Origin of the sequence: Thalassoglobus polymorphus, assembly GCF_007744255.1 — a bacterium.
GTDB classification, from domain to species: Bacteria; Planctomycetota; Planctomycetia; order Planctomycetales; family Planctomycetaceae; genus Thalassoglobus; species Thalassoglobus polymorphus.
This window is the reverse complement of record NZ_CP036267.1, coordinates 5,241,361-5,258,238: the sequence shown is the minus strand read 5'-3', so window position 1 is coordinate 5,258,238 and position 16,878 is coordinate 5,241,361. Positions and strand designations below refer to the sequence as shown.

Below are 16,878 nucleotides of genomic sequence, written 5' to 3'. Positions count from 1 at the left end.
GTAAACTGCATAGGGGGTGAAGAAGTGTAAGTGATCAGGGGAGGTGTAGGGGGGCACATCGGGTCCTTTTCTAGGTTTTATGTGCTATGGCGTGTTCGATATCCCACATTTTTTTGTCCGTAACAATTTTTGAAAATAGGTGGCTGCTTCTTCCTCACCACCACACTTTGAAAGGTCAATGTCATGGAAAACAAGCCAGATTCGAACATCGTCTTTCCGACTCAGTCTGCAGCAGCTAAGTATTTCGGCATCAATCGTCGCACCTTCTGTGATTGGCTCGCACAGGGCTGTCCCGGGAAACCGAAGCGGTACGACTTGCAAGAAATCTGCCGGTGGATGGTTTCAATACGACGATACGGGAGGTGGTAGAATGAACTGGTCAGTTGATCGCGGAAACGATGAAGAAGAATTCAGCTCTTCTAAGTCTTTGGGGCCTTCCGGGCGACCAGCGACCGTTCGCCGGTCCATTACTCGCGAAGAACCTGTCCTTAAGAAACTATTTTTTCCCCTCGTTCCGTACCTCAATAATTTCCTAGGGGGCAGGGGGCTTTGTACCACTATCAATGCATTCGCTAAGGATTTATTGCGCGCAAATCAGACTGAGAGGAATACGACTAGAAAAGTCAGTCTTCCACACGTACTACACACTTTGCCAGAATGTGTTGCAATTCAGTGCAATGATCTGATAATTTCGACCGATACAAGAACTCGCAAGGTCTTGTTATTTACTAGGTTATCGCATTGGTGACAATAGCCTGTTTCAGTAACGACTGCTTCGAATCCTCTCAACCGCATTAGCGAAATGCTTTGATAATCCAGATTTACGTTAAACGCCAGACATTTGAAGCGTCTGGCGTTTTTTGTATTCAGCAGTCGAAACTGTGGCGTTGGCTCAAATACGTGTTCGATTTCTGCTTCGAACGACCAGCAATTTGACTGGTGAAACACGCCCTGCACGACTGTTATCGATAGATCAGGCCGTCGAGCGGTTGCAGGGAGATGGCGTCGAATAGGCGGATGTCGATGCGATAGGGGCCGTCCGGTTCGTCGAATTTTCCGAACCGGGACAGGTATTGCTCCATTCGACCGATTTTTTGCTGTACGGTCGGTTCCAGGTCATCTGCTCCGGGGGGCTTGCCCCAGACGACACGGCTTCCCCCGCGGGTGGCGAGTTCGAAGGTCATGTCGTCAGCGGTCATCTGGCCTTCTTTCACATCGGGAGCGACAATGCTCGTCAGTTCGAAGCGGTTCCAGTATTTCTCCATGTTTTGATTCGGAGTCAGTGCTGCCGCGATCTTCGCTGCGGATTCGACGATACCTCCACCCCAGGGAGTCCCAGCTTTCCCAATCGGTTTTGTCAAAACGTTGGTAATGTGTGGAAGCTTGTCGATATCTTCAATTTTGAAATCAACAGCTGGCAACAAAACTCCTTCTGCATCGACCGGAAACAATCCTTCGTTTGTTTCGACAAATGCGACAGGTAATCGATATTTCAGACTGGCTCGGATGGAACGCTCATTGGTGAGCCGAACCGAGTCGACATGGTGCACCCAGGGGTGAGCATGAAGCGCTTCAGCGACGTCGCGACTTAAATTGGGCTGAAGCAAAGAAATTCTTTCTGGAAACTCTGAGTTGATCAGCACGGTGTCGATGAGTGTTCCGGGAACCCATTCATTCGGTTGATTCACTTCAATTGCTTCCATCTCAAACTGATACTCTTCCAGTTGTGAGAGATCCGGAAGGAGATGAGGAGCGTAAGGGGCGAAGACGATTCCTGAAATGATAAAGGCAGTAATGATGAGTGGGGTTGGTCGAAAGAACCAGGATCGCACTGCGAGCGAAACTGGCGATGGCCCTTTCTTTGGGGCTGCCTTTTTCTTGGGGGCTGGTTTGGCACCCTTCGTTTTTTTTGTCTTCGTTGCCGGAGGCATTGTGACGGGCTGGAGTGAGAGAAATAGAGAATTTGAAATTTCAGGACTGGTGTGAAACCCTGCAGCCAGATTCTCATTTTTTGAGAAAAGGCTTTATTGCATAAGTTTTCAAACCGGTTCTAAAGTTCCCGCCATCGACGACCGATGGGGACTCTCAAACCTACCACCTCCAGTGAAGCAGGCTGGAACTTCCACAGGAAAACACGATTTTGCAATCGATTTCCAAGAAGCTTCAATCAGTCATTGCTTTTGGGGTCTGGTTACCGTTCTTGACGGTTAGCGAAAGCAGAGAAAAGAATCTGTTCGCAGAGGTCGCTCATGCTCCAGCCGAGATGAGCTGCCGCTTTCGGGACGAGACTATGATCGGTCATCCCGGGAATCGTATTCACTTCGAGTAACCATGGGGTGCCTTGGGCATCCACCATGAGGTCGACACGGCAAACTCCTGAAGTTTTTAAGTGAAGGCAGGCGCTAAGACTCACATCCGTCACTGCCCGTGCGATTGCGGAATCGTCTGAACCGAGAACATGGTACTCGGTTTCATTGTCGAGATATTTTGCGGAGTAGTCAAAGAATTGTCGCTGAGAGCGAATTCGAATGGGTGGGAGTGCGATTTGGTCGAGAACCGGAACCGTCCATTCTTCTCCAAGGATTGCCCGTTCAATTAAAACTTTCTCATCCAGTTCTCGAGCAGCTTCAAAAGCGCTCCAAACCTCGGAAAGATTCTCCAGAATCGTCACACCCAGGCTCGAACCTTGTGCCTCCGGTTTGACGACAACAGGAGCCCCGATTTGCTCGGCTGCTGTGAGGACTTCGTTGCTGCTGGCATCTGAGTTCAGTAGTCGCCACGCAGGAGTTGGAAGTTGATGATCTTCAAAAGTCTTCTTGGCGATCGCTTTATGAAAGGCACGTCGTGAAGATTGTGCATCGCTGCCAGAGTAGGTGACGCCAAGCGAATCCAGCTCCTCCTGAACTTCCCCATCTTCCCCATAAGTTCCATGCAGCATAATGATGGCGACCGAATTCTCTTTCCAGTCAACTGCTTGAAGAGGCGTCGTCGCAGTATCAACGAGCGAAACATTGTAACCGGCCTCACTCAGGCCACGTCCGACTGCAGTTCCCGATTGCAGGCTGATCTCTCGTTCCGGTGAGTTTCCACCATACAGTACGAAAATTTCGGAAGTCGACTTCAGCAAGGATTGACTACGCATCGCATAGCCTCCGGTGAATCATCGCGGGGGGACTTCATTGACGAGTTCAAAACATTCATCAAATCATGAAATCAGTTTTCTGGCCGAGAATTCTGTCGATCAAATCTTGCGGGAGGTCAATCGATTGCGAATCTCCGTCACTGACATCAGTTGGGTTGATCCCACAATATGCAGCTGCGGTTCCCAAGTGACGCCAACGCCCAGCACGTTTGACTTCATGCGGGAGGATAGGGGTTGTGCATCGGTTACAGCCAATCGTCGCGAACCCTTGTTTGTGCAACGGATTGATGATGACGTCGTTCTCTTCCAGATAAGCAGCCATTTGCTCATCAGTGAAGTTTGCCATCGGATTTATTCGAACGGCATTCATTTCGGTGTCGACCGCCAATAAGGGGCAAACGCCACGGCGACCACCATCGGCCCGACGCAAACTGCCGATGAGGGCGTCGTACTCGCCTTTGGCTTTCAATAATGGTTCAACTTTTCGCATGTGGCAGCATTGCTCTTGCCCCTCCACGGAAAGATATAGAACACCCAACTTATCTGTCTGTTCGGCCATCGTCATCTCGGGATGTAGCGTCCGGACATCGAGGCCGTATTCGCTGGACATTCGGTCGCGAGTCTCCAGCGTTTCCTGGTACATCACCCCAGTGTCGACAAAAAGGACCGGGATATCGAGTTTGAGTCGAGAGATCATGTGACACATCACGCTCCCGGATTTTTGCATCGCTGAGATGGCGCTGGCACGATCACCAAAAATTTCCTTCGCCCAGCGAAGAAGTTCATCGGGAGTCCGCTCTTCAAAGTTTTTGCTAAGTTGATTGAGCTGCTTTTGTGTCAAACGCGCCATGACGGGCCTGTTAGAGTCGAAATGAAAACTGGATAACGATCAAAGAGCGCCCTTGCTAAGGAGGCGTTTGCATCGACCAGAAGCTGATATGATTCTGCAACAACTGGAAGTGTAGCAGCGACAGGCTGGATTCATCAAACCGAATGGTCCGCATTGATCCCGCTTCTCACTGATGCGACAAAAGCATCAGAGCTCCCTAATTTGTTCGGCAGGGTTTGGCTTGATGTGCGACCCGTCTGCTTCGAATTGTTACACTAATCATCCCGTGCTTGTTTAAAACGTTTCTACAAACATCGAGAATGACTATGAGAATTTTGACGCTCGCCCTTCTACTGTCAATTGGTTTTTCAACATCCAGCTCTGCAGCGGAACCATTAAAAGGGTTGATCATTACCGGCGGGTGTTGCCATGACTATGAGGATCAGAAGCGAATCATCGCTGAGGGGCTCAGTCAGCGAATGAACATCACCTGGGATTTTGTTCATGAAGGCGGGACAGGTCGTGACCACAAGATATCAGTCTATTCAAAACCGGGTTGGGCTAAGAAGTATGACCTGATCGTTCACAACGAATGCTTTGGCGGCGTGACCGACCCTGAATTCGTCAAGTCGATCGCGGATGCTCACTTTGAAGGGGTTCCCGCAATTTTTATCCATTGTGCCCTGCACAGCTACCGCAACTCTGGTTCGGCCGATGCCTGGCGTGAATTGATCGGTGTGACCAGTCGCAGCCACGAAGGAAAGCGTGCTTTAAACGTGGAGAAGCTCGAGGATCATCCGGTCATGACGGACTTTCCTAAGGAATGGAAAACCCCGAATGGAGAGTTGTACAAGATCGAAAAAGTCTGGTCGAATTGCATTCCGCTTGCCAAGGCTTACGGAGAAGACACAAAGAAAGACCATCCGGTCATTTGGTTGAACAAATTCGGGAAAGCCAATGTGTTCGGGACATCACTTGGGCATCACAACGAAACGATGAACAACGATGTTTGGCTGGGACTTGTCTCTCGTGGAGCACTCTTTGTGACCGGACATCTCGACGAGAATGGAAACCCTGAAAAAGGCTACGAAGGGACCGGAATCAAACCGATCGTGATCGGCGACCCTAAACCCAAAGCCGATCCCAAGTTTTCCAAAAAGAAAAAGTAATCTGCCGGTCAATTTGCACTGGACACTTTCGCCTGAGTGTTGCTGCCGCTCTTGTTTTGGATTTTCCGTTGAACAATAACTGAGTAAAGCAAACCCAATATTGGCCTCTGAGTCTTGTCCTGTGCTCTTTGCCTTCAGCTGCGAGGTGAGCAGTCTATAAAGTCATGAAGGTGAGCTTCATCGGCCCGGCATGTCGCGGAGATGTTCTAGGAATTCGCAGCCCGTGCAACTTGGTCCGAGGCAGTTTTTCTGGGGTGGGGAGTGATCGCTCGACCGGGAAGAGTTGTCAGGATGACGCAGGTCGTGGCTGTGGCGGGGTCGGCCCAGCAGAGGGTTCCTGTGGATCCAGTATGTCCAAAAGTCTGTTCGCTGCACCCGGGGCCACCGCAGTGGCTGCCAAGATCAAAGCCGAGAGCACGTGGGCGAATTCCTCGCGGGTTCTGATTCGTTGTCATGAGCTGCGCGGTTTTTGGCTTTAGAATTTTCCCACTGGGGTGAAGAAATTCATTCAGGAAGAGCCCAACGTCAGCTGCGGAACCATGTGCGGTCCCCCATGGTGCGCCGAGTCGTCTCCAGTACAAACTGTTCCAGTCCCAAGACTTCGTCGAGGGAGCTCCTGAGCCCGATTCAGGAGCTGCATTTTCGACTTGGACCTTCATGACTGATTCAAGCTTGAATGCTCCTAAACCAAGGGCCGAGTGCTTCATCCCGAGTGGTTGGTAAACGTTCTCCTCGACAATTTTGGCGATCGGTTTTCCAGTGAGACGCATCGCGACTTCCGTTGCGAGCAGAATTGCCATGCTTGAATAGCTGTACTTTGTGCCGGCTGGGAAGAGCAATGGTGTCTGGATGGCTGCGTCAACAAACTCTTTCAATATAGCATGGTTCGAGCGAAGCTGAGCGTTCTGTGGCAACTGGTCAGGCAGCCCGGAAACATGCGTCATCAATTGCCGCATAGTGATGGCGTCTCGACCGTCTCCCGAAAACTCCGGAATAAAGTTCTTGACGGGATCGTCCAAAGCGAATTTGCCTTGGTCATAAAGCTTCATCACCGCAGCGATTGAGATCGGCTTTGAAATTGATGCGAGCAGGAAGATGTCGTCCGGGGATTTTGATGAACCGAATGTTCGCTGAAACTTTTCAGTCCCTTGTTGAATATAGATCGATGCAGCTTCGATCAAGCCACTATTTGTCGCAGTCGCAAGCGTCTCTTCTGCGGCACTGAGGTTTCCCCGTTTCAGGGCAGCGAGCAGTGGTGAACTCAGCGTGGTCAGCAAACTTGCCTGAAGGAAGGTTCTACGGTTGGTCATGCTGCTCGTCTTTGCAATTTGAAAGATGCTGAAATCGCATCTTGTTGTCGCTCTCTTTTTGATTTTGAGATTCCGGCCGCGCTAGTCACCTCGTCTCTTCGATGTCAATGATTTGGAAGAGATGAGTCGCTGCAGAATCGATTATGCCTGTTTCGCGTCCAGTTTGCAGATGCTCAGGTGGTGATTGGCGTGAGCGGCAGCGATGTATTGACCATCTGGAGAGAGTGCGAAGTCTCGGACATCGGAAGGCAATTTAAATTGATGGAACGTTTCTTTTTCGCCCGGTTTCCAGAAGAGCAGGTAGCCACCTCTCCCGCCCGAACTGCTCACGATCATCTTCTCTGAATGGACGGCAACATTCCAGGCGACACCTTGGAGCGGCCCTTTGGAGAGATGTTCAATGACCTGTTCTCCCTTTGCATAATCGAAGATGACGACGCTGGGGTTTCCGATTCCTGCGAATGCATTGGAGACATTCGTGATTCCTGAGCAGACGAGTTGAGTTCCATCGGGGCTAAAGACCATCCCGCGAAATCCACCGATCTGGGCATGAAACCCCTTGTCGTACTTGGTGAGTGTTTCCGCTTTCCAAGCTCGTTTCTTCTCACCAGTGGTCAAATCCCAATCGAAAATGTTCCCGTACAAGTCACCAGTGACGAGAGTTTTTCCGTTTGGGTGAAAGGCTACGTTGTAAATATGCGATTCGTGGCCTTTCAATTCGCGAACAAGTTTTCCGTCCGCCAGGTTCCAGAGTTTGACGATCAGATCATTTCCGACAGAGGCCAGAGTGGTCCCATCGGGACTGACAGACAATGCGCGAATCCAACCTTGGTGTGCGTCGAGAGTCCGTGTTGAGGCTGGTTTCTCTGCCAAGGCATCCCACCAGATCAGGCGGCCATCGTAGCCGCCTGTGATGAGAGTTTTGCCTGCATCGACCAGAAGCAACGTTCTCGCCCAGGCATCGGTATCGAGTTCGACTTTCGTGCCATCAGCAACTTTGAATCGCCAGACTTTGTAGTCTTCACAGCCGACGAAAACATGAGCGCCGTCCAGTGCGTAACAGCAGGAGAGCAGCGGTCGGTCCGCTTTGTAGTCTTTTTCGATATGCGTTTTGGTGACATCCATAGTCAGTCTCACTTCACAGAAAGGGATTGAATTTCGGCCGGTGTCAGAGCTCTGTTGAACAGAGCAACTTCATCCACGCGACCTTCCCAGTTCGATTCGTTATCACAGCGACCGCCAATGAAAAACTGATCAATGGAGAGTCCTGCATCTTTGGACTTCAAGTCGATTTCCGGAGTCGAGTTCCCATTCAGGTAAACTTGAAATTGCCCATCTTTGCTGGTCATGACAACATGGTTCCAGGTCCATCGCTCAATTTGTGATTTGCCTGCAACCGTTTTACCGTTGATTGAGAGCAGCAACTGACCGGGATGGTTATCAACTCCCCCGATTCCCAGATGTTCGCCGAGACTGGCAGGTGTGAAACTGCGACCATGTGAAAACATCCAGCCGGTCACTTCACGAGCATCTGTCGGCATTCCATTCCAGATCCACATCGAGACGGTGTAATCTCCATCGATTTCGTCCAGCTTCGAAACCATTCGACCGCCTGCAAAGTGAGCAGTCCGGTTGAGTTCACCCGGCTTGCAAAATGTGTCGGAGTGTGGACCGTCGAGGAAATAGACAACTCCGTCTTCGTATGTTCCGTGATGTTCGTTCGAAGAGACATCTTCAGCTATCGGGCCGGCCATCTCCGCCATACGCCAATAAGCTTCTGGCTTGAGGTCCAGGATTTTTTGAGCAGAAGGCCCATTGGCTTGCTTGTAGGCCGTTGCAGGCTTCCCAGCAACTTGTTCCAGCAGATGCAATCCGGCAGCCGCAATTTTTGGTTCCGCTTGAATTTCCAAACCAGCTGAACGGGCAGCCCAAGTATTATATCCGCCCAGGTAATGTTGTTCAGGTGGTGGAATGTAGCCATCTCCTCCGTTGGCAAGTTCAATCACCATCGTATGCTGGAACGGTGAGTTCAGTTTGAGCTTCAAACCGGTTAATGCGTATGTTTCGTTTGGAGTTGTGGCGATTCCAATGTCTCCGATTCGAACACCCTGCACGACGATTTCCGTCGATTGCAACTTGTTCAGGAAGACTTGCTCTCGGGCGTAGACTTCCTGGAGTGTTTTAGGAAGTTTGTCTCCAAGTTCGTCTACAATGGCCTGGGCCCATTGCAGTCGCTGTGCATCGGGAACTCGGTAGTTGAGTTCCATACGGGTTTCTGCCATGGCGATGTCGGCATCTTTGTATTCAATCTTTTCATACGCCTTTAACGCGATGTCGAGAAGCCCCTGCGTGAAGGATTCAATAGTGAAATCATCGGCGTCGGGGTCGAATGTTTTGTAATCCCGTCGCCAGATATCTCCGCTGCACCCGTGCGACATGATGCCTACAAACGGCGGGTGGTCGTCAGAGTCTTTCGGGGCGAGACGTTCTTTTAAGCCATTCGCGAAGCGTCCGAAGTAATCGGCACTCAGGTCGCGGTCTCCAAAGTAGTGCATTGAGAAGTTTGCAAGAAGAGCGATTGGACGACCATCAGGAGATTGAAACGAGATGAGTGAAAGATCAGGGTCTTCTGGTCCAGACTCGCCGGTCACATCATCATGGTTTCGCCCCGCGTGCATATTCGCACGAACTGTTGGGTTTCCAAATGGATCATCCGCGAGTCGATCCGGTCTACGAATCCAGCGACGCAGTGCTGTGTACTCAGGTGCGTGACCAAGCCCCCAACCGACTCGTGCCGGTTCGAGATTTTTCTCGGCAGCGACGAAACTTTCCACCATTTTTTCTTTTAGAAAGGGGATGTAGTTTTCGTCGGCATCTGTTCCGAGCGCTCCCATGGATGAGGGAGCCGAGTGAGCATGTGTTGCGGAAATCAGGATGCGATCCACCTTGAGGGATGTCTTCATCGCGGCAAGAGCTTTGATGTCGTCGAGGAGTGGACGCGGCAGCATGCAGCTATCGACAACGCTAATCGCGATTCTTTCATTCCCATCGTCAATCACAATTGTGCGAGCATTCACTGGCGTGTTGACTTTCTCAACGCTTCTTGAAGTCACGCTCCCGTTGACAATTACCGGAAACTTCAGTGGGGTGATGTCGGTCACTACGGCTCCGACGCGGAGCTCAGCCTGAGCTGTCGCTGAGAGTGTTGTGATCAAAACGCCAACGCTGAGTACGTGACTCCAGAAACGAAACATGTGCAAAATTCTCCAAGGGTGTCTATTTTGAGTGCAATAATATCTGTGGACACTTCATGTGTCCGGTCATGTGTCCGGTCATGTGTCCGGTCATGTGTCCGGTCATGTGTCCGGCACAACGATGTAGCAGTCATTCTTCGACTAAGAAATCAGCTCACTAATCGCGCTGCGTGAGGGATCAGCGAGAGGGACCTCTCGACCGGCGATGTTGAAGTGTGAGGTCGATTCCAGTCCGACAGCGGACAGGTATGTGTGAAACAGGTGACCATGATCAACCTCGCGGTCAATCACCTGAGTTCCATTCTCATTTGTTTTTCCGATGACAGCACCGGGCTGAACTTTTGCTCCACCGAGACAAATTGACCACGCACTTCCCCAGTGGTCACGTCCGTAGCGTGCATTGATACGAGGCGTTCGACCGAATTCAGACATGACAACAACGAGGGTTGACTTCATGAGACCACGTTCGTGGAGGTCACTGATGAGCGTCGAAAACGGTCTATCGAACTCACCCATTTGTTCCAGGTGGAAGTTAAAGTTTTCGTTGTGGGTATCGTAGTTGGTGTGTGAAATCTGGACGAATGGAACGTCGTTCTCCAACAGTCGCCGGGCAATTAAGCACTGACGGCCGAAGTCGACTTTTGTGCCGTAGCGTTCGTGCTCTTTGGCTGGTTCAAGATTCACATCGAAGACGTCTCGTTTTTCCATCAGCTGTAACGCCTGCTCGTACGTTTGTGTGTAGGCGTCAGTCTCGGCTGTCCGGCGGGTCGACATGAATCGTGAATTGGCACGACGTCGAAGGTCTTGGCGAGACTTGTCAATTTCAGCGGACAGTGATGCGACTCTGGCAGAATTTGGAGGCGGGGCTCCGTTGACGCCAATGCTGCTGTAACGTGGGCCGAGATACGCAGAGTCGTTCCCACGTCCGCCAGCTTGAACACGAATGAAGCCGGGTAAACCGGAGTTGGGACGTTCGAGACCTTTGGCAAGCACGGCACCCAAGTGAGGATTGTCAATTCCTGGCATTCGGTTGCGGCCGTGAAGCATCTGGTACTTGCCCTTTCCGTGATCTCCATTCTTCGTGTTAATGCTCCGAATCAGGGAGAGCTTATCCATATGTTGAGCGGTATGAGGCAGCAACTCCGAGATATGAATTCCCGGAACGGCTGTCGGAATCGCTCGGAATGGTCCGCCGGTGTCTGTCTTGGGTTTGGGGTCCCAGGTTTCGAGCTGGCTGACACCTCCAGACAGGAAGACAGTGAGCACGCGCATTTGATTGGCCCGCAGATGCTCGGCAGCTTCTCCATGTGTGAAAGTTCCTAATCCGCCGACAACGAAGCCACCAGTGAGCGTTCCCAGAAACTGCCTTCGGGCCATCTGGTGATCATCTGATCCGCAAGAATAATTGCATTTCATAGTAATTCGCTCTAACAAATTCTGAACCAGGGAACGTCACTCCAGTGAGTGACCACAATTCCAGAAGTTATGTAAATCATTCTCAATTCATTTGTCGTGAGTGACACGCACGACGGTCTATAACGCGATCAATACTGAAATCGAAACTCGGCAGAAGTGATCAATGCCCAGGCGAGTTCCTGAACAGCTGCCGGTCTGGCGTCAGTACGAGTGTTCAAATAGTCCGTCATATCTTTGATTTCAAGCTTCGTCGGAGGTCGACAGAGAACCGAGAGGTAAAGCTCTTGTGTCAAAGATGTCGGGTCTTCGATTTTAAGAAGTCGGTCGGTCAGATTCCCCCCGGACGGGGCTAACCACGCATTCAATTCGTTTCCGTTTGCAAAGAACAATGCCTGTTCTGCTGTCGCGAAAAAATCATTTTGAGGCTGACCGGCAGTCGCTCCGAAGAGTTTGACAAACGTGGCGACGTTTTTGCTGAGCGTAGTGTAGGTGGCCGCGTCAACTTCCGCTTCACGAGCGGCGACCTTGGCAGGATCTTTCAGGTCGGCTTCAGAAAGCGGCTTTGCCTTGTTGAGCTTCGCAGCCTCAGCGGCGCGGACTCGGTCGCGCTGGCCGGTCGCAACAAGAACGCTCCAGCCTAGTTGTTCAGGAGTGAGTTGGCTCAGACCGGAAGCGTTCATTCGTTTCGATGACTGGGTTACAATTTTCCCTTCCATCGCTTCCAGTGATTCCTGGCTTTTCTGCAACTCCGACTCTTTGCTGGCAAGTTCAGCTTCCAGTTTCTTCACGAGTTGCTGCTGAGCTTTCAAAGCATTGTCTGCGACTTTGAGATCGGCGGTTGCTGTTGCCATTGTTGCCGTTTTCGCAGTGAGGTCATTCTTTTGTTGTGTGACTTGAGCTTGCATGCTTTTCATAGCAGCTTCAGTCGTTGTGAGTGACGTTTGGATTTCTGTTTTTGCCGTCGCTAGTGGGTTTTCGCCCGGCAGGTTATTGGCTGCTTCATTCAATTTAGTGAGTGAATCTTTGAGCAAAGTCTCTGTTGCCTGATGCTTCTGCAGTGCCGATTCGCTCTCCTGAACCACTTTCTGAGCTGCAGCGGTCGCCTGTTGAGCGGCTGTCATTGCTGACGTCTTCTCTGAGAGCGTTTTTTCTAAAGCGGGCATCTTCGACGTGTTCGATTGCAAAGCCGTTTTTGCGATAGGAATTTCCTTCTGGAGCGAAGCGATCTTTTGTTGCAACTCGCCATACTCAATCAGCGACTTGAGTTCGTTGGCTTTGTTGGTCGCTAAGGCTGCTGCTTCGCGGTGATCGGCAGCGACTTTTCTTGTCGCGATCTGCTCGGTTCGTAACTTCCGAACTTTCTCTTCGATCGGAACAGCTGCGGCGACGGCAGCATCTGATGCGACGTGTGTTGCTTTCAATGCCTCTTCTGATTTTGCTAACGCAGCCACGACAGCTGCTTCCGCAGCTTTGAGTTTCTTCACTTCCGCAGCCATTGCAGTTTCTTTGTTTTGCACAACGGCAACTGTGGCAGCCAGTTCCTTGTCTTCTTTGAGTGCATCCGAAGCGATTTTTACTCGTTGGTGAGCGTTGACGAGAAGTTGGTGGAGTCGGACCTTTTCGGCAGTCGCTTTCTTTGCGGGGGCGACCTTTGCGTTCGCAGCGTCTCGAACTTTCATCGCAGCTTCGATTGCCTTGTTTGCCTTTTCGATCTTCTCTTGAAACGGCTTCAATTCAGCGAAAGCTGCGTCCAGTTTCTCTGTGGCGGTTTCGACAAGTTCATCAGCCTCGTATGACTTGTCGAATTCTGCATCAGCTTTGGCCTCCAAAGCTGCAACCTGCTTTCGTGTCTCCTCGAGCGATGTTGCGGAAACCTGAAGTCGAGAGGAACGTTGATAGACTTCGCTGAGCGCGATTTCTCTGAGGTAGGATTTCACATCGTACTTTCTTGCAACGAAATCCTCTGTGATCAAGTTGAGAAGTTCAGGATGTGAAGGTGGGTTCCCAGAATGATGCAAGTCGACCGGGTGGACGAGACCGCGTCCGAGCATATGTGCCCATAATCGATTGGCAATATTTTGATTGAACGCTGCCGAGGGTTGAGCGGTTGTCATCTCTGCGAGTTTCTCAAACCGGCTTTCCTTCGGGATCGGGCGGACGTTCTTCGCTGGTGCAACTTGATATCGCTCCCCCGGTTTCAGAGAGACCTCAACGAGTTCTTCACCACCGAGAACCCGCGGACCGGTCATACTGGCTCGAGCAGTGAAGACCGATTCAAACGAAGCCTCGCCAACTGCTTTTTCGGCAATGACAGCTGGTTTCTTCTTGTCCGGCTGAAACAGACTTGCACGGACGATGAACGCCTGCAAACCGTAATAGTCTTCCTGATGATAGTCGTCGATATTCGGGTGGTTGTGGCACTGTGCACACTGCAAGTCGACGCCAAAGAAAACGCGACCGATTTCCCGAGTCAACAAATCGGGAGCGACATCTCGTTCAAGATAAAACGCTGCAGCCGGACGATTCTTCTCAGCAGTTCCATCGGCAGCAAGGATTTCCTTCGACAGCTGTAAGTACGATTTGTTTTGTCGAAATGAGTCCTCAAGGTACTGCCTGAATTCATCCGGTTTGACATGCTTTCCGCCGCGTCGCTCCATCAGCATTAAATCGAACGTCACTGCCATATGACGATTGAAGTCGGGACGGGCGAGCAAGTCGTCAACCAGGAGTTGACGTTTCTCTGGCGAGCTGCTCGAAAGAAATGCTTTCAACTCCTCAACTGTGGGGATTCTCCCAATCAGGTCGAGATACACACGGCGAGCAAATGTCGAGTCCTCTGCAACTTCAGCGACTGGACCAAACTGAGACTGCTTCAACAGCGAATCGATTCGGGAATGTAGCGCTGGAGCCGGTTCAGGAGCTTTAGCAGCCGCCGCAGATTCTGGAGGTTTAGCCTCAGGAGCCGGTGCTTGTGCTTTGGGCTCGGGGGCAGGTTCTTGAGAGAGAACCTCGCCGCAGGTTTGTGAAACAATCACAAACGTCAGAGCCGAAAATAGAAAGCTGCATCGTGCAAGTTGGTGAAACATCTGGCAGGCCAGTTTTCTGTCGGACGGAAGAAAGGGGATTTCAACCGTCGAAGTAAGGAGGGCAACGATGTCTCGATCAAGACACGCTGATGTGTTCAGGATATATCGTGAACCACCTGAAGTCAACAAAATCAGACTTTTAACCGTTGTGACGCTTCCGTAAGGGCCGTAAACAACGCGGTTCAGGCAAGGGACACAGTCAGAGTCGGCAAATTCGGCTAGCCCGGATTTGACTATTTCGAATAGAGTTTCATTCTTCAATTATTCGCCGTCTGGAAAATGAACTTTAACAATCAGGGACGATTGTGCCGGGAGTGCTGTTCAATCTGATTTATCTCGTTCTCATTGCTGCCATCTCGCCAGCATTGCTGTGTCAGAGATGGAGGCATGGGAAATACCGTGAAGGGTGGGGCCAGAAGTTCTGGGGCCGTTTACCCGAGCGGAAATCGGTTGCGACGAAACGTGTCTGGATTCATGCCGTGAGCGTGGGTGAGGTATTGCAGTTGCAACAGATTATCCGTCAGTTACGGAACAACAGTTGTGACCCGCTCGATATCCTTGTGACGACGACAACGCAAACCGGTTTTCAAGTTGCCAGAGAGAAACTGACCGATTGCGAAATCTCCTATTTCCCACTCGATTTTACCTGGAGTGTGCGGGAAGCCTTGAAACGCGCTCAGCCCGATTTGATTGTCCTTGTCGAACTCGAAATCTGGCCCAACTTTTTGACACGAGCCTCGTCGCTGCAAATTCCGGTGATGCTGATCAACGGACGGTTGAGCGAAAAGAGTTTCAAGGGGTACCGAAAAATTCGGTTCCTCATGTCTCGCTTACTCAATCGGGTCGGATTGATTGCGGTACAGTCAGAAGAGTATCGACAACGCTTTCTGGAGCTCGGTTGTGCTGAAGAACGGATTCAGGTGACTGGATCAATCAAGTTTGACGGAGTTGAAACCAACCGTCGGCGTCCTGAAGTCGAAGAGCTTCGCAGGTTTTTCCAGATCGAAAGTGATGAGTTTATTTTCATTGCCGGGAGCACTCAAGACCCGGAAGAAGAGATGGCGCTGATCACCTTTGAAGAATTGCGCCGACAGAATCCAAAGAGCAGGTTGATCATCGTCCCCCGTCATCCAGAGCGCGGCGAAGCCATCGCTCAGCTGATTCAGGAACGTGGGCATTCAATCATTCGACGATCTCAACAGTCGGCGCAAAAGCTTTCGAGCAACAACCCTCCGCCGGTTGGTCTGCTTGATACTGTTGGCGAATTGGGTCACTGCTGGGCACTCGCTGACGCTGCGTTTGTGGGTGGCAGCTTCGGAAATCGTGGTGGTCAAAATATGCTTGAACCGGCAGCTTACGGTGTGCCTGTCTGCTGCGGTCCGAACACTCGCAACTTCCGGCAGATCGTCGAGATTCTGAAATCGCAAGACGCCCTTCGAATTGCTCACAGCCAAGACGATCTCAACAACTTCGTTTGTGAGTCATTCCAAAATACGGGCACTGCGACTGCAATGGGGCATCGTGCCCGTGATCTCGTTCTCTCTCATCAAGGGGCCACTCAGACGACTGTTCATCTCATCCTTGAAAAGCTCGGTGAAGAGCGGCGAGTGAATCGAGCTGCTTAATCTCCAAGGATGACTCAGCCTCAGTTCCCTGTCACCAGTTCCCTGTCACCAAATGCGACAGACCAGCAACACGTTACGGTTTGACCTGATCCGTGAGGTTGATTTTCTTTGGGACGTCATCCATTCCGTAATACTGGTGTTGGATGCTGGTTTCTTGAACGATCACAATACGAAATCCAGAGGGATCTTTACCGAGTGGGCGGCCGACCGGGCCAGTGGTGATCATTTCCATCTCGCCAGCTCGACCGTAGGCATTGCGGTGGTAGTGACCGGCGAAGATGGCACGAACTTCAGCCTGTTTGAGTTGATCGAGCAGCGGCGCCCTTCGCTCGAGCGGAATGTTGAAGTACTGATCCGGCTCATCTTCTTTCTGTAGAAACATCGGGTGATGCTGAAACAGGAAAATATGCTTAGCCTTCGACTGCTGAGCTTCGAGAAGTTTTTGCTCAAGCCAAGTCTGTTGAGCAGCGAGCACTTCCGGAGCGCCAGTTGGGTCTTTCAGGACACTGGAATTCAAGACAATGTTGCAGACCCCACCAGCCCAGAACGAAAAGTAATCATCTCCAAAATTCTTCTGATAACTGGCGATCGATTTCGAAGTCGGTCGATTGCCAACGTCATGGTTTCCACAAACGCAGACCAGTGGAATCTCAGTGTCGACTTTTGAAAAATCCTGATGGTATTGTTTGACCTGAGCCTGATAGCGAGTCTGGTCCGGGGTGGCGTTTGTCAGGTCGCCACAAACAATCACAAATCGCGGTTGAAGCCGGTTGATGTGTTCGACCGCCTGCTGCGTCAGTGCTGCTTCCTTCTCGAACCCTTTGTTTCCTGTGAACATGCCGTATTGAGTATCGGCGAGCTGCAGGAAAAAGAAGGGACCTTGCCACGATTGTTCCAGCGGAGAGTTGAACGCCTTGAACGTTCGGTTCGCTGCTTGAGTGAATCGTTGATCCACTACGACTGAGGTCTCATCCTCTGCGGATGCGTTGGACATCCACATTGGAAAGGCGATGAGAAAAAGTGTCGCAGGGAAAAACAATCGCATCG

Annotated in this window: 12 protein-coding genes; 3 read left to right on the top strand and 9 right to left on the bottom strand. The window is 51.1% G+C overall.

The features are described from left to right. The first annotated feature begins 183 nt into the window (after window positions 1-183). Window positions 184-369 carry a hypothetical protein gene (locus tag Mal48_RS19040; RefSeq protein WP_145203363.1) on the top strand — a complete coding sequence of 62 codons (186 nt, stop codon included), beginning with the start codon at window positions 184-186 and terminating at the stop codon, window positions 367-369. Window positions 370-962: 593 nt separating this feature from the next. Here the strand turns inward: Mal48_RS19040 and Mal48_RS19035 are convergent. The 3 genes from Mal48_RS19035 to Mal48_RS19025 form a co-directional block, all read right to left on the bottom strand. Further along, a complete protein-coding gene (locus tag Mal48_RS19035) occupies window positions 963-1,931 on the bottom strand; it encodes a cell division protein FtsQ/DivIB (protein ID WP_145203360.1) in 969 nt (322 codons plus the stop codon). Between the two features lie 260 nt (window positions 1,932-2,191). After that, complete coding sequence (locus tag Mal48_RS19030) at window positions 2,192-3,142, bottom strand: D-alanine--D-alanine ligase (protein WP_145203357.1); 951 nt, start codon at window positions 3,140-3,142, stop codon at window positions 2,192-2,194. A gap of 58 nt (window positions 3,143-3,200) precedes the next feature. Continuing rightward, on the bottom strand, window positions 3,201-3,992 hold the full coding sequence (locus Mal48_RS19025; RefSeq protein ID WP_145203354.1) for a phosphoadenylyl-sulfate reductase: 792 nt from the start codon (window positions 3,990-3,992) through the stop codon (window positions 3,201-3,203). A 305-nt stretch (window positions 3,993-4,297) separates the two neighbouring features. Here Mal48_RS19025 and Mal48_RS19020 point away from each other — a divergent pair, with 305 nt between their 5' ends. Beyond that, on the top strand, window positions 4,298-5,140 hold the full coding sequence (locus Mal48_RS19020) for a ThuA domain-containing protein (protein ID WP_145203351.1): 843 nt from the start codon (window positions 4,298-4,300) through the stop codon (window positions 5,138-5,140). Between the two features lie 206 nt (window positions 5,141-5,346). Here Mal48_RS19020 and Mal48_RS19015 read toward each other — a convergent pair whose 3' ends face one another. The 5 genes from Mal48_RS19015 to Mal48_RS18995 form a co-directional block, all read right to left on the bottom strand. Continuing rightward, the gene (locus Mal48_RS19015; protein ID WP_145203348.1) at window positions 5,347-6,450 is read right to left on the bottom strand and encodes a serine hydrolase domain-containing protein; all 1,104 of its coding nucleotides are present in this window, start codon (window positions 6,448-6,450) and stop codon (window positions 5,347-5,349) included. Between the two features lie 141 nt (window positions 6,451-6,591). After that, complete coding sequence (locus tag Mal48_RS19010) at window positions 6,592-7,575, bottom strand: WD40 repeat domain-containing protein (RefSeq protein ID WP_145203345.1); 984 nt, start codon at window positions 7,573-7,575, stop codon at window positions 6,592-6,594. 8 nt (window positions 7,576-7,583) lie between these two features. Next, on the bottom strand, window positions 7,584-9,704 hold the full coding sequence (locus Mal48_RS19005; RefSeq protein WP_145203342.1) for a LamG-like jellyroll fold domain-containing protein: 2,121 nt from the start codon (window positions 9,702-9,704) through the stop codon (window positions 7,584-7,586). A gap of 141 nt (window positions 9,705-9,845) precedes the next feature. Further along, window positions 9,846-11,081: a DUF1501 domain-containing protein gene (locus Mal48_RS19000; RefSeq protein ID WP_231739721.1), complete on the bottom strand. Its 1,236-nt coding sequence runs from the start codon at window positions 11,079-11,081 to the stop codon at window positions 9,846-9,848. A 167-nt stretch (window positions 11,082-11,248) separates the two neighbouring features. Then, complete coding sequence (locus Mal48_RS18995) at window positions 11,249-14,206, bottom strand: DUF1549 domain-containing protein (RefSeq protein ID WP_145203334.1); 2,958 nt, start codon at window positions 14,204-14,206, stop codon at window positions 11,249-11,251. Between the two features lie 314 nt (window positions 14,207-14,520). On the opposite strand from Mal48_RS18995, the gene Mal48_RS18990 reads away from it, so the two are divergent. Beyond that, on the top strand, window positions 14,521-15,831 hold the full coding sequence (locus tag Mal48_RS18990; protein ID WP_197441830.1) for a 3-deoxy-D-manno-octulosonic acid transferase: 1,311 nt from the start codon (window positions 14,521-14,523) through the stop codon (window positions 15,829-15,831). Between the two features lie 73 nt (window positions 15,832-15,904). Here Mal48_RS18990 and Mal48_RS18985 read toward each other — a convergent pair whose 3' ends face one another. Beyond that, window positions 15,905-16,876: a metallophosphoesterase gene (locus tag Mal48_RS18985; protein WP_197441829.1), complete on the bottom strand. Its 972-nt coding sequence runs from the start codon at window positions 16,874-16,876 to the stop codon at window positions 15,905-15,907. Between the last annotated feature and the right edge of the window lie 2 nt (window positions 16,877-16,878).

What these genes read in the sequence shown, in the direction of transcription:
- Mal48_RS19040 (WP_145203363.1), top strand. Translation starts at nt 184, where the DNA reads ATGGAAAACAAGCCAGATTCGAACATCGTCTTTCCGACTCAGTCTGCA.
- Mal48_RS19035 (WP_145203360.1), bottom strand. Translation starts at nt 1,931, where the DNA reads ATGCCTCCGGCAACGAAGACAAAAAAAACGAAGGGTGCCAAACCAGCC.
- Mal48_RS19030 (WP_145203357.1), bottom strand. Translation starts at nt 3,142, where the DNA reads ATGCGTAGTCAATCCTTGCTGAAGTCGACTTCCGAAATTTTCGTACTG.
- Mal48_RS19025 (WP_145203354.1), bottom strand. Translation starts at nt 3,992, where the DNA reads ATGGCGCGTTTGACACAAAAGCAGCTCAATCAACTTAGCAAAAACTTT.
- Mal48_RS19020 (WP_145203351.1), top strand. Translation starts at nt 4,298, where the DNA reads ATGAGAATTTTGACGCTCGCCCTTCTACTGTCAATTGGTTTTTCAACA.
- Mal48_RS19015 (WP_145203348.1), bottom strand. Translation starts at nt 6,450, where the DNA reads ATGACCAACCGTAGAACCTTCCTTCAGGCAAGTTTGCTGACCACGCTG.
- Mal48_RS19010 (WP_145203345.1), bottom strand. Translation starts at nt 7,575, where the DNA reads ATGGATGTCACCAAAACGCATATCGAAAAAGACTACAAAGCGGACCGA.
- Mal48_RS19005 (WP_145203342.1), bottom strand. Translation starts at nt 9,704, where the DNA reads ATGTTTCGTTTCTGGAGTCACGTACTCAGCGTTGGCGTTTTGATCACA.
- Mal48_RS19000 (WP_231739721.1), bottom strand. Translation starts at nt 11,081, where the DNA reads ATGGCCCGAAGGCAGTTTCTGGGAACGCTCACTGGTGGCTTCGTTGTC.
- Mal48_RS18995 (WP_145203334.1), bottom strand. Translation starts at nt 14,206, where the DNA reads ATGTTTCACCAACTTGCACGATGCAGCTTTCTATTTTCGGCTCTGACG.
- Mal48_RS18985 (WP_197441829.1), bottom strand. Translation starts at nt 16,876, where the DNA reads ATGCGATTGTTTTTCCCTGCGACACTTTTTCTCATCGCCTTTCCAATG.